Annotated in this window: 11 protein-coding genes; 5 read left to right on the top strand and 6 right to left on the bottom strand. The window is 75.2% G+C overall.

Annotated features, from left to right (window positions below; genetic code table 11):
* Positions 1-2: 2 nt before the first annotated feature.
* From HH311_RS15380 to cofC, 4 genes are all read right to left on the bottom strand, one after another.
* Positions 3-1,931, bottom strand: a complete 1,929-nt coding sequence (locus HH311_RS15380; RefSeq protein ID WP_169184555.1) for a galactose oxidase early set domain-containing protein — start codon at positions 1,929-1,931, stop codon at positions 3-5.
* A 104-nt stretch (positions 1,932-2,035) separates the two neighbouring features.
* The gene (locus HH311_RS15375; RefSeq protein ID WP_312030174.1) at positions 2,036-3,034 is read right to left on the bottom strand and encodes an NUDIX domain-containing protein; all 999 of its coding nucleotides are present in this window, start codon (positions 3,032-3,034) and stop codon (positions 2,036-2,038) included.
* Entirely contained in the window at positions 3,031-5,376 is a 2,346-nt protein-coding gene (locus tag HH311_RS15370; protein WP_211190313.1) for an RNA degradosome polyphosphate kinase, read from the bottom strand. Before HH311_RS15370 ends, HH311_RS15375 begins: the two co-directional genes overlap by 4 nt.
* Positions 5,377-5,440: 64 nt before the next feature.
* Positions 5,441-6,184 (bottom strand): 2-phospho-L-lactate guanylyltransferase, encoded by a 744-nt coding sequence (gene cofC, locus HH311_RS15365; RefSeq protein WP_211190312.1) that lies wholly within the window; start codon positions 6,182-6,184, stop codon positions 5,441-5,443.
* A gap of 130 nt (positions 6,185-6,314) precedes the next feature.
* Here cofC and HH311_RS15360 point away from each other — a divergent pair, with 130 nt between their 5' ends.
* From HH311_RS15360 to HH311_RS15350, 3 genes are all read left to right on the top strand, one after another.
* Entirely contained in the window at positions 6,315-7,115 is an 801-nt protein-coding gene (locus tag HH311_RS15360) for a 1-acyl-sn-glycerol-3-phosphate acyltransferase (protein WP_248292634.1), read from the top strand.
* Entirely contained in the window at positions 7,112-8,122 is a 1,011-nt protein-coding gene (locus HH311_RS15355; RefSeq protein WP_169184552.1) for an NAD(P)H-dependent glycerol-3-phosphate dehydrogenase, read from the top strand. The genes HH311_RS15360 and HH311_RS15355 overlap by 4 nt, the downstream gene beginning before the upstream one ends.
* A 74-nt stretch (positions 8,123-8,196) precedes the next feature.
* Positions 8,197-8,661: an ATP-binding protein gene (locus HH311_RS15350; RefSeq protein ID WP_312030173.1), complete on the top strand. Its 465-nt coding sequence runs from the start codon at positions 8,197-8,199 to the stop codon at positions 8,659-8,661.
* 33 nt (positions 8,662-8,694) lie between these two features.
* On the opposite strand, the gene HH311_RS15345 is transcribed toward HH311_RS15350, so the two are convergent.
* Positions 8,695-9,375, bottom strand: a complete 681-nt coding sequence (locus tag HH311_RS15345; RefSeq protein WP_169184551.1) for a pyridoxamine 5'-phosphate oxidase family protein — start codon at positions 9,373-9,375, stop codon at positions 8,695-8,697.
* 69 nt (positions 9,376-9,444) lie between these two features.
* On the opposite strand from HH311_RS15345, the gene HH311_RS15340 reads away from it, so the two are divergent.
* On the top strand, positions 9,445-10,881 hold the full coding sequence (locus tag HH311_RS15340) for a PLP-dependent aminotransferase family protein (RefSeq protein ID WP_169184550.1): 1,437 nt from the start codon (positions 9,445-9,447) through the stop codon (positions 10,879-10,881).
* An 11-nt stretch (positions 10,882-10,892) separates the two neighbouring features.
* Positions 10,893-11,996 (top strand): D-alanine--D-alanine ligase family protein, encoded by a 1,104-nt coding sequence (locus HH311_RS15335; RefSeq protein WP_169184549.1) that lies wholly within the window; start codon positions 10,893-10,895, stop codon positions 11,994-11,996.
* Between the two features lie 12 nt (positions 11,997-12,008).
* Here the strand turns inward: HH311_RS15335 and HH311_RS15330 are convergent, their stop codons facing one another.
* Positions 12,009-12,611, bottom strand: a complete 603-nt coding sequence (locus HH311_RS15330) for a DUF3515 domain-containing protein (RefSeq protein ID WP_312030172.1) — start codon at positions 12,609-12,611, stop codon at positions 12,009-12,011.
* Position 12,612 lies beyond the last annotated feature (1 nt).

The following is a 12,612-nucleotide window of genomic DNA, read 5'->3' as shown; positions in this document are numbered from 1 at the left end:
CCCTACGGGACGTCGACGATCTTCGCCTCGCTCGGCACGCCCTTGTCGTCGACGAGGAAGAGCATGTACGGGCCGGGCGGGGTGATGGTGGCCTCCGGCGGCACCGTCACCGACACGCCGTCCGGGGTCTTCTGCATCGGCAGCGCGACGTCCCGCATGTCGGTCGTGGTGACGTGGGTGGCCGTCGAGGTCCGGATGAGGCGTGCCTTGGCGATGCGGTTCGCGTCCGGGGTCGGGATGTCGACCGTCTGGCCGCGGTTCATCGTCGGCGGGGCCGAGGTGATCGTCGGGCGGGGGAGGCCCTTCTCCAGGTACGGCGGCGTGAAGATCTCGATCCGCTGCTCGAACGTGCCCGGGATCGTGTTCTTCTGGTCGTCGAACAGGGGGTCGGACCCGGCCACGAGGACCCGGCCGTCGGGCAGCAGCAGCGCCTCGGTGTGGTAGTCGCGGCCGATGTTGGGGTCGGCCATCGGCGAGAGCTGGTTCGTCGTCGGGTCCAGCGTGTACGCGAGGTGGTTGTTCGTCGCGCCCTTGCCGCGGTAGTCCAGCGACCCGTTCGTGATGAACGTGGTGTCGTCGGGCATGTTCACGAGGTTCGGGTAGCGGGTCGGCTGCGCGAGGTTGGGGCCCGGCGTGAAGTGCGGCGCCGGGTCCTTGAGGTTCAGGAAGTCGATCCGGGCCGTCGAGATCGGGCTCTCGCCGACCCCGCCGCCGCCGACGACGGCCAGCCGCTGGTCCTGCACCGGGCCGACGAACGCCGAGCCCGCCGTCTCCATGAGCTCGGGGTCGCGCAGCCCGGGGATCGGCGTGAACTGGTTGTCGTCGATGTTCCAGAAACCCGGGATGCGGCCCTGGTTCGACGGGCCGTACCCGGCGGTCGCGCCGGTGTAGACCATCTTGTGCGGCGTCTCGGTCTCGAAGAGCGCCGGGTAGGTCGGGAAGTACTGGTTGAGGTCCTTGCGGTCGATCCAGGTGTTGGCCTTCGGGTCGTACTCCTCGGTCTGGCCGTTGATCACCTGCCCGACGTTGTCCAGGCCCGCGACCGTGAGCACGTTGCCGTCCGAGAGCGGCGTCAGCGTCGGGTACCAGCGGGACTGGTTCATGTTCGGGACTTCGGTCCACTGCTCGGTCTTGGGATCGAACGTGTAGGCCTTGTTCGTGCCCTGGTAGTCCTGCTTGTCCAGGGTCATCGGCTCGCCGAGGCCGTAGAGGTTCTTCGCGTCGGCGGGGCTGAGCCCGGTGATGGAGTACTTGTCGCGGTTGCCGTTGACCGCCTGCGGGCCGGGCTGCTCGGCCTCGACGAAGACCTTCTCCTCGGACGCGGTGACCTTGGTCCGCGCCCCCGTCCCGGTCTTCACCGCCGGCGGCACCGTCGTGTCGAAGTCGGAGCGGTACTTCTGGCCGGTGGGCGAGGTGAACTCGGTGCCCGCCGGGAGGACGCGCGGGGCGTTCGGGTTCTCGTTCTTGATCCGCATCGCCCCGGCCGCGTTGGTCACCGCGCCGTCGAGCTTCTCGTAGCGCTGCGTGCCGCCCGCGAAGAGGATGCGGCCGTCGGGGAGCACCGTCTGCCCGCCGCAGAACATGTCGTCGGGGACCGGGATCATCTTCGACTGCCCGGTCGCCGGGTCGTACACCATGCTCTTGAGCGCCTTGGTGGCGAACATGTCCTCCTTGTTGCCGGATCCGGCGATGAGGAGGACCTTGCCGTCGGTCAGCAGCGCGGCGTGGATCGAGTTGACGCGGTTGTCCGGCGGCACCTCGATGGTGTCCCAGTGGCCGTACTGGGCCTTGTACGGCGCGCTGTTGATCAGCCGCTCGTGGCGCCACTCCTGGACGTAGTTCACGGCCGGCGGCACGTTGACCCCGAGCAGCACGGCGGCGGCGACGACGACGAGCGCGATCTGTCGGTAACGACGTGTCTTCGCGCGCAAGCCCACTCTCCACGGTTCCGGCGGATGGCCGTGGTGAACGCTAACCGAGCCGGTGCGGCGGCTTGACGGCGGCCCCGTGACCGTGCCGTGACGCGACCGTGTCCCTAGATCGCGGGGTCGCGCACGTAGTCGGCCGCGACGAGGCGCAGCGTCCCGTCGGGCGCGGCGTGGAACGACAGCGACCACACGCTGCCCTTGCGCGAGGGCGGGTCGGTCAGCCGCCGGTTGCTCGCCACGTCGGGGCGGACCCGGCCGTGGGGGTCGGCGGCCAGCTCGTGCACCAGGGTCGGGATGCCGGCCCCCTGCGCGCACACCGCGGTCGTCGGCCCCGCCGCGAGCTCGAGCAGGCGCGCCCGCGCCCGGTCGGGGTCGGCGAGCACCGCCTCGTCGGCGAACACCGGCTCCTCGGAGATCCCGACGCCGAGGCGGTGCGAGGCGGGTTCGAGGGTCTCCCGGCAGCGCACCTTCGGCGCCGTGACGAGGCGGCCCACCCCGTGCGCGGTCAGCAGGTCGGCGACCCGGCGGGCCTGGTCGCGGCCCTCGTCGACGAGGGGACGGGCATCGTCGTCGGGCCAGGTCCCCCGCTTGCCCGCCTTGGCGTGCCGGACCAGCAGCAGCGAGTGCAGGGGCCGCGGTCCGCGGGCGAACGCGTCGAGCACGTCGCGGTCGGAGTCGTAGGTGAGCAGGCCCGCAGCCTCCGACGGGTCGCACCAGCGCAGCTCGTCGGTCTCGCCGTTCGGGGTGAAGGAGCCCTCGCCCGCGCGGGCCTCCCAGTAGTCGACGACCTTGCGCTCGCCCCCGACCGGGTAGCGCACCGTCGCCAGGTGGCGCCCCAGGACCGCGCCGAAGCCGGTCTCCTCGCCGATCTCCCGCACCGCGGTGCGGGCGCGGGACTCGCCGGGGTCGACCTTCCCCTTGGGCAGGCTCCAGTCCTGGTGGTGGGGCCGGTGGACCAGCGCGACCTCCGGGTCGCCGGAGCGCCCGGGCCGCCAGAGCACCGCGCCGGCGGCGTGGATGCTCGGCGGGAGGTCCTCGTCGGACTCCCCGGCGAACCGGATCTCGGATCCCGAGGTCGGGGCGTACTGGGCCGCGTCCCCCGTCACGCCTTCGCCTCGCGCCGCATCAGCAGCTGGATCTGGTGGTCGCAGACCTGCATCCCGTCGGCATCCTCCCCGGCCGCCACCGGCCACGGCGTCCACGACCCGTCCGGCTCCAGGACCCAGCACCGCGTCGACGGCGCCGTCGCGGAGTCGAGGATCCCGTCGAGCTGGGCGACCAGCCGGGGGTCGGTGACCGGCGCCAGCTCCTCGACCCGGCGGTCGAGGTTGCGGTGCATCATGTCGGCGCTGCCGATCCAGTGCTCGTCCGCCCCGACGAAGTGGAAGATCCGCGAGTGCTCGAGGAAGCGCCCGAGGATCGAGCGCACCCGGATGTTGTCCGAGAGGCCGGGCACGCCGGGCCGCAGCGCGCAGATGCCGCGGACCACCAGGTCGATCGGCACCCCGGCCTGCGAGGCCCGGTACAGCGCGTCGATGACCTGCTCGTCGACCAGCCCGTTGACCTTGATCCGGATGCCCGAGCTCCACCCGGCCAGCGCCCGTTCGCGCTCGGTGTCGATCCGCTCGACCACCCCGCGCCGCACGCCGTAGGGCGCCACGAGCAGCCGACGGTACTGGCGGCGCCGCGCGTACCCGGTGAGCACGTTGAACAGGTCGGTCAGGTCCGCCCCGATGGTCTCGTCGGCGGTGAACACCCCGATGTCCTCGTAGAGCCGCGCGGTCTTGGGGTTGTAGTTGCCGGTGCCCAGGTGGCAGTAGCGCCGGAGCGTGGCGCCCTCCTGGCGCACCACCAGCGCGGCCTTGGCGTGCGTCTTCAGCCCGACGAGGCCGTAGACCACGTGGACCCCCGCGCGCTCCAGCGCCCGGGCCCAGTTGATGTTGGCGCGCTCGTCGAACCGCGCCTTGATCTCGACGACGGCCACGACCTGCTTGCCCGCCTCCGCCGCGTCGATCAGCGCCTCGACGATCGGGGAGTCGCCCGAGGTCCGGTAGAGCGTCTGCTTGATCGCGAGGACCTTCGGGTCCGTCGCCGCCTGCTCGATGAACCGCTGGACGCTCGTGGAGAACGAGTCGTAGGGGTGGTGGACCATCACGTCGCCCTCGCGCAGCGTGGCGAAGACGCTCTTCGGGGTCTCGCCCTCGCTGAACGCCGGGTGCGTGGCCGGCACGAACACCGGGTCCTTGAGCTCCGGGCGGTTGAGGCCCAGGAGCTCCATCAGCGCCGACAGGTCGAGCAGGCCGGGCACCTGCACGACGTCGTGCGGGTCGACGTCGAGCTCGCGGAGCAGCAGCTCCAGCATGTGCTCGCTCATCTCGTCGGTGATCTCGAGACGCACCGGCGGACCGAAGCGGCGGCGCGCGAGCTCCCGCTCGAGGGCCTGCAGCAGGTCCTCGTCGCGGTCCTCCTCGACGTCGAGGTCGGCGTTGCGGGTCACCCGGAACACGTGGTGCTCGGCGACCTGCATGCCCTCGAACAGCCGGTCGAGGTGCTCGGCGATGAGGTCCTCGATGGGCAGGAACCAGCAGCGCAGGTCGTGGTTCACCGCGCCGGGCCCGTCCTCGTCGTCGTCGCCGGGCTCGGGCCCGACCCGCACCAGCCGCGGCACGTTGTTCGGGACCTTGACCCGAGCGAAGTGCTCGGTGCCGGTCTGCGGGTCCCGGACCGCGACGGCGAGGTTGAGCGACTGGTTGGAGATGTAGGGGAACGGGTGGGCCGGGTCGACCGCCAGCGGCGTGAGCACCGGGAACACCTGTGCGTCGAACCACGCCGAGAGCCGTTCGCGGGCCTCGGGGGTGACGCGGTCCCAGCCGATCACGTGGATCCCGGCGTCCTCGAGCGCCGGCCCGACCTCGTCGAGCCAGACCCGGGCGTGCTTCTCGGCGAGCTCCTGGCTGCGCGCCGCGATGCGGACCAGCTGCTCGCGGGGGGTCAGGCCGTCCGCGCTGCGCACCGACAGGCCGGTCTCCTCGCGGCGCTTCAGCCCCGCGACCCGGACCATGTAGAACTCGTCCAGGTTGGACGCGAAGATCGCGAGGAACTTGGCCCGCTCGAGCAGCGGCTGGCTGGTGTCCTCGGCGAGCGCGAGCACCCGGGCGTTGAACTCCAGCCACGACAGCTCGCGGTTGAGGTAGCGGTCCTCGGGCAGGTCGGCGGAGCCGTCGCTGGCCGGGGTCGCCGGGGCGGGCGCGACGGGCAGGCGGCCCCGGCCGTCGACCAGCCGGATCTCCGTGTCCTGCCCGTCGGTGTCGATGTCCGCCCCGGTCGGTGGCGCCGGTGGGGGAGGACCGGCCGCCACGGGGGCCTCGTGCCTCCCGGGCCCCGCCCCGACGGCGTCGTGCAGGGCGGTGTCCGCCGCGCCGGCCTCCGTGTCGCTCACACGGCGCATTGTCCCCAGCACGGGCCGCGCGGGCGAGTGCGGCGGCCGCCTCACTCGGCGGGCGGGGGTGTGGTCAGCGGCACCCCGCGAGGGGCACGGCCGGGACCGGCGCGTCGGGCCAGGCCCGGGTGGCGGGCCCGACGCCGAGGGCCCGGACCCTCTCGAGGTCAGCGGGGACGTCGACGTCGTGGCGCAGGCCCGGCCAGTCCCCGGCGAGCGCCACGGCCCCGGCCGCCGCGTGGGCCCGGGCCGAATGCGGGCCGAAGTGCGGCACGGCGTCCCCCGGCCGGGCCAGCACGAGCAGTGTCGTCCCCTCGCCCGTGTGGTCCGCCACGAACGCGGCCGGGGCGCCGTCCGCGAGGACCGCGACGGCCCGGGCGAGCGCGGCGTCCAGCTCGGCCGGCCGCAGCGCCGGCAGGTCGCCGAGCAGGGCCGCGACCGGCACGGGGCGCCCGCGGCCGGCCCGCGCCAGCTCCTCGACGCCCGCGCGGACCGCGGCGTTGAGCCCGGCCGCCGGGTCGTCCACGACGACGGCGCGGGCCGCGCACCCCCCGTCGGCGTGCTCGACCGCCCCGTCGTACCGCTCCGGGCGGACCAGGGCGGCCGCGCGGGGGTCGGTGGTGACGACCGCGACCCGACGCACCGCCGAGGCGAGCACCGCGGCGAGGGTGTCGGCCGCGAGCGCCAGCGCGAGGTCGGCGTGGGCGGCCGAGGCCTCGGCCGGGGCCCGGCCGAGGCCGGCGGTGGCGCCGACCAGCCGCGACTTCGCGCGCCGGAGCTCCTTGATGGGGACCACGAGGTCCACCGCGACGGGCATGGACCCCATCCTCCGCCCGTCCGCGCCCGGGCGCGTACTCCTCCGTTCGGGAGTGTGGACTCGCGATCACCGCCGGGGGAGACTGCGCCCGCGGACCGGCGGGGCGGCGAGGAGGGCATCGACAGTGGCGATGGCGCGCGGACGACGCGGCGACCCGGCGGCCCCGATGCCCGACGCGGTGCGCCGCCGGCGCCGCGAGCCGGCCGGGCCGTGGGTCGCGCTGACGGCGCTCGTCTTCTACCCGATCACGTGGTGGGTCGCCCGGCGCCGGATGGTCGGGCTGGAGAACGTGCCGGCCGAGGGCCCGGCGATGCTGGTGTGCAACCACGTCTCCTACCTCGACCCGGTCTACACCGCCGTCTTCGTCCACCGGGCCCGCCGGACCCCGCGGTTCCTGGCGAAGGACTCGCTGTGGAAGGTGCCGGTCTTCGGCCGGATCATGGCCGGCAGCCGCCAGATCCCGGTCTCGCGCGGCTCCCGCGACGCCGGCGCGAGCCTCGCCGCGGCGCACCGCGCCTTCGACGACGACGGCGTCGTCGTGATCTATCCGGAGGGCACCATCACCCGCGATCCCGACGGCTGGCCGATGGAGGCCCGGTCCGGGGCGGCGCGCCTGGCGCTGACCAGCGACGTCCCGGTGATCCCGACGGTGCACTGGGGCACGCTCGCGGTCTACGACCACTACCGCAAGAAGATCCGCCCCTCGCCGTTCGGGGCGACGATCACCGTGAGGGCGGGCACGCCGATCGACCTCGACGACCTGCGGGCCCGCGTCGGGGACCGGCCACCGGGTGCCGCGCTGATGCGGGAGACGACGGAGCGGATGATGTCCGCCGTGCGCGCGCTGCTCGAGGAGGTCCGGGGCGAGAAGGCCCCGGTCGGGGACGCCGGGAACGGTGCCGGGAGCCCGGGGACGGGGACGGGGCGGTGAGTACCGCCGACGGCCGCTACGCCGTGCTCGGGGCGGGCTCGTGGGGCACCACGTTCGCCAAGGTGCTCGCCGACGCGGGCACCGACGTGTGCCTGTGGGCGCGGCGCCAGGAGGTGGCGGACGCGATCTCCGAGAAGCACCTCAACCCCGAGTACCTGCCCGACGTCGTGCTTCCCGACCGGCTGCGGGCGACCCACGACGCCGAGGCCGCGCTCGACGGGGTCTCGACCGTCGTGCTCGCCATCCCGGCGCAGAAGCTGCGCGCCCACCTGGACGACTGGCGCTCCCACCTCCCGCGCGACGCCACCGTCGTCAGCCTCGCCAAGGGCGTCGAGATGGGCACGCTCAAGCGGATGAGCGAGGTCGTCGCCGACGCCGGGGCCGTCGACCCGCACCGGATCGCGGTGGTCAGCGGCCCGAACCTCGCCGGCGAGATCGCCGCCGAGCAGCCCACGGCCACCGTCGTCGCGTGCTCCGACCACGACCGCGCGGTCGCCGTGCAGCACGCCTGCTCCACCGGCTACTTCAAGCCCTACACCAACGTCGACGTGATCGGCTGCGAGCTCGGCGGGGCCTGCAAGAACGTCATCGCGCTCGCCTGCGGCATGGCCGCGGGACTCGGCTACGGCGACAACACCACCGCCTCGCTGATCACCCGCGGGCTCGCCGAGATCTCCCGGCTCACCGTGGCCCTCGGCGGGCAGGCACTCACCCTGGCCGGGCTCGCGGGGATGGGCGACCTCGTCGCGACCTGCTCGTCCCCGCTCTCGCGCAACCGGCGCTTCGGGGCGTCGCTGGGCAAGGGGATGTCCGTCGCCGAGGCCGAGGAGGCCAACCACGGCCAGGTCGCGGAGGGCGTGAAGTCCTGCGAGGCCATCGGGGAGCTGGCCCGCCGTCACGAGGTCGACACCCCGATCGTGGACGCGGTGCGACGGGTGTGTGCCGGAGACGTCTCGGCGCGTGACGTCGGTGACGAGCTCATCAACCGGGAGCGCAAGCCCGAGTGAGTCGGGTGCCCGAGCCGTGCACGAGTGGTGAGGGCCGGGTTTCGGCCCGTGTCCGGCGAGGAATCCCGGGCTCCGTGGACGTGCTGCAGCGGATGGGCCCACCCGCGGTCGGTACGGGGATGCCGGGCGGCCCGCTCACCCTCAGTGGTCCCGCGACCCGCGCCGACGCCTCCGCGATCCGCCGCGACTTCCGCGTCTGGCTCACCGCGCTGGCCGACCCGGACACCGCCGACGACCTCACCCTCGCCGTCTACGAGGCGCTCGCCAACGTGGTCGACCACGCCTACGCCTCGGCGCGGCGCCGCGGCGAGATGCGGCTGTGGGCGGCGGTGTCGCCGCCGCTCTCCGGCGGGCGCGACCTCGTCGTCACCGTGTCCGACGACGGGTCCTGGCGCCGCGCGCAGGCCCCCGGCTGGCGGGGTCGCGGCCTGCCGCTCATGCACACGCTCGCGCACGCCTCGGTGATCTCCGGCGCCACGGGCACGGTGGTGCAGATGCGCCGCCGGGTCGCGCCGGTGCCGGCGCTCGTCCCGGCCTGACCGTCAGCGGTGTCGCATCGCAGACACTGGACGTCAGGAAACGCGCACCGTCGATCGGCGGCCCAGCGGCTGTTCGGCCCATCCCCGCACGTGCTCCGGGACCTCGACGTCGTCCGGGAGCGCCGGGCAGGTCTCGGGCGTGCCGAGGACGGTGCTGATCGGCACCACCCCGGCCCAGCGCCGGTCGCCCGCCGCCACCTCCTCGGGGTCGCCCGGCGGTCCCTGGCGGACCTTGACGCTGGCCTCGGCGAGGTCGAGCGCCAGGACGGCGGTGGCGGCGGTCTCGCGGCGGTCCGGCCGGCGGGCGTGGTCCCACTGGCCCGGGGTGAGGTGCTCGACGACCGCCTCGAGGGCGCGGAGGTGCTCCTCCGGGTCGGTCACCCGGCGGGCCCGGCCCCGGACGACGGCGCTGCGGTAGTTCGCGGAGTGGGAGAACACGCTGCGGGCCAGCACGAGCCCGTCGAGCAGCGTGACGGTCAGGCACACCTCGCGCTCGGCCGCCAGGCTCGCGGCGCCCGTCGACCCGTGGACGTAGACCACCTCGCCCACGCGCGCGTGCATCGTCGGGAGCACCAGCGGCGCCCCCTCGGGGTCGACGAGGCCGAGGTGGCAGACGAGGGCCTCGTCGAGGACGGCGTGCAGGGCGGTGCGGTCGTCGGCCTGCCGCTCGCGCTTGCGGCGCAAGCGGGTGCGGGGCGTCGCGGAGAGGGTCATGGCAGCCATGCTCGCCGCTGCGGTGGCATGCTGCGAGGGCCACTTCCGCGTCGATCGGGGAGGCCACTCGTGGCGAGCGCGGTGTCGTCGGTCGTCGTCGGGCTCGACCGCGCGGCGGGGGTCCCGCTGGCGGTCCAGCTCGCCGACGCGCTGCGCCGGGCCGCGCTCGACGGCCGGCTCCGCCCGGGGGACCGGGTCCCGGCGACCCGGGTGCTGGCGCGCGAGCTGGGCGTCAGCCGCACGGTCACGACGGCGGCCTACGACCAGTTGGTGGCCGAGGGCTGGCTGGGGGCGCGGCACGGGTCGGGCACCGTGGTGACCGCTGCGCCGCCCTCGTCCGTGGCCTCCGTTGCCAGCGGAGCGTCGTTGCTTGCATCCAGTGACAGGAAAGCCCCGTCGTCGATCGACCTCCGGCCCGGCGCACCCTGCCTCGAGGTGCTCGACACCGCGGCGTGGCAGCGGGCGTGGCGCCGGGCCGGGGACCTCGAGCCGGCCGAGCGACCGGAGCACGCCGGCGCCGAGGCCTACCGCGCCGCCGTCGCCGAGCACCTGCTGCGCCACCGCGGGGTCCCCGCCGCCCCGGGGGAGCTCCTCGCCACCGCCGGCACCACCGCGGGGTTCACCGAGGTGCTCGGTGTGCTCCGTGCGTCCCGGGGCCGCCCGCTGCGCGTGGGGGTCGAGGACCCCGGGTACCGCCGGGCCGCCGGCGTGGTGCGGGCCGGCGGTGACGAGGTGGTCGGGCTGCCGGTCGACGCCGACGGGCTGGTGGTCGGCGCGGTGCCGACCGGCCTCGACGTCGTCGTCGTGAGCCCGGCGCACCAGTACCCCCTCGGCGGCCGGCTGCCGGTCGCCCGGCGCGGCGAGCTCGTGGACCGGGCTCGCGTGGAGGGGTTCGTCGTGGTGGAGGACGACTACGACGGCGAGCTGCGCTACGACGTTGCGCCGCTGCCGGTCCTCGCCGCGCTCGCGCCCGACGTCGTCGTGCACCTCGGCACGGCCAGCAAGATCGCGACGCCGACGCTGGGCGTCGGGTGGATGGCCGCCCCGCCCGCCCTGCGCGAGGAGGTGCTGGCGGTCCGCCGGGCGACCGGGACGCGGCCCGCGCCCGCGGGCCAGGGGGTGCTGGCGGCGTGGGCCGCCGACGGTGCGCTCGGCCGCCACCTCGCCCGGCTGCGCCGCGAGCTGGCGGCGCGCCGGGCGCTCGTCGTGGCGGCGGTGGGGGAGGCCGGCCACGAGGTGGTCGGTGACCGCGCGGGGGCGCACCTCGTGGTCCCGCTGCCCTCGGCCGACGCCGAGGAGACCGCGGTGGCGCGGGCGGCGGCGGCGGGGGTGCTGGTCGACGGGCTGGCGGCGTTCCACCTCGCGGCGCCCGCCCGGACCCACGGCGTCCTCGTCGGGTGGGCCGCCCCGACCCGGACCGCGCTGGTCGGCGCGCTGTCCCGCTGGACCGAGGTGCTGCGCGGGGTCCCCGGCAGGCCGCGTGGGGGACCTGTCGGGCCCGCGTAGGCTCCGCGCGCATGGGAGCACCCGCACGGCGCCCGACGCTGCTGGTCCTCTTCGGGGGCCGCTCGGGGGAGCACGCCGTGTCCTGCGTGTCCGCGGGCGGGATCCTCGACAACCTCGACCGGGAGCGCTTCGACGTGGTCGCGGTCGGCATCACCCGCGACGGGGAGTGGCTCGCCGTCGGCGACGACACCTCGCCGTGGCGGCTGCACGGGCGCGAGCTGCCCGAGGTCACCCCGGCGGCCGGCGAGCCGGTGGCGCTGCTGCCCGACCCCACCCGCCGGGAGCTGATCAGCCTCGCCGACGACCGCCGCGGCGCCGTCCTCGCGACCGTCGACGCCGTCTTCCCCGTCCTGCACGGCCCGGCCGGCGAGGACGGCGAGGTGCAGGGCCTGCTGGAGACGGCGGGCCTGCCCTACGTGGGCGCCGGCGTCTGCGCCAGCGCCGCCTCGATGGACAAGGTGGTGACGAAGGCGCTGCTGCGCGACGCCGGGCTCGGCGTCGGCGACGCCGTCGCGCTCGACCGCGCCGCGACCGACCTCACCCCCGCCGAGCGCGACCGGCTCGGCCTGCCGGTGTTCGTCAAGCCCTCGCGGGCCGGGTCGTCGGTCGGGATCAGCCGCGTCACCGCCTGGGACGACGTGCCCGACGCCGTCGCCCTCGCCCGCCGCAGCGACCCCAAGGTGCTCGTCGAGGCCGCCGTCGTCGGGCGCGAGATCGAGTGCGGGGTCCTGCAGTTCCCCGACGGGCGCGTCGAGGCCAGCGTCCCCGCCGAGATCCGGCTGGCGGGTCCCGACGACTGGTACGACTTCGACACCAAGTACCTGGACGACGTCGTCGAGCTCGACGTGCCGGCCAAGCTCGACGACGCCGTCGCGGAGACGGTCCGGGAGCAGGCGGTGCGGGTGTTCCGCACGCTGGACTGCGCCGGCCTCGCGCGGGTCGACTTCTTCGTCACCGACGACGGCCGGGTGCTGGTCAACGAGCTGAACACGATGCCGGGGTTCACCTCCACCTCGCTCTACCCGCGGATGTGGGCGACGACCGGGGTGGACTACGGCACGCTGCTCACGACGCTCGTCGACACCGCCCTCGCGCGCGGCACCGGCGTGCGGTGACGTGCCCCGTCGTCAGCGGGTCGGCGTGGGTGCGGGAGGCGTCGTGCTCCGGCTCACCAGCGTGATCTTGACGCCGCGGGAGACGTCCTGGATCGGCCCGCTGCCGATGCCGTCGGGCAGGGTGAGGCCGACATACACCGCGCGGTCGGCGGTCACCCACGTCGTCGCGCCGACGCCGGGGAGCTGGAGCCAGTCGACCCCGTCGACGTCGAGCAGCGGGCTCGTCGGGCCGAGCTCGGCCGGCGCCGGCAGGCCGCAGCGCAGCACGATCGGCTGGTCCTCCGGGCGCCCGGACGCCTGCTCCTCGCCGCCCCACGCGACGGTGCCCGGCGGCGCCGGCGCCGCGAGCGCGCGGCGGGGCAGCAGCCCGTTCCCGGTGTTGATCTCCTGGGGGAGCCCGGAGAAGAACCGGGCGCAGTCGGCCGACGCGGCGGCGGGCACGGGCACGGCCGGGACCGCGAGGGGGCCGGTCTCCGGGTCGGGGTCGGTCTGCCGGCCGAGGATCTGGGAGGCCACCAGGACGCCGACGACGAGCAGCACCGGCAGGGCGAGCGCCACCCCCAGCAGGACCCGCGGGAGACGGTGCTGCAGTTCCGGGGCGCGCGAGGGGGTCACC

Source organism: Actinomycetospora sp. TBRC 11914 (genome assembly GCF_012933465.1).
In the GTDB taxonomy this organism is placed as follows: Bacteria; Actinomycetota; Actinomycetes; order Mycobacteriales; family Pseudonocardiaceae; genus Actinomycetospora.
This window is presented reverse-complemented; position numbering and strand designations above follow the sequence as displayed.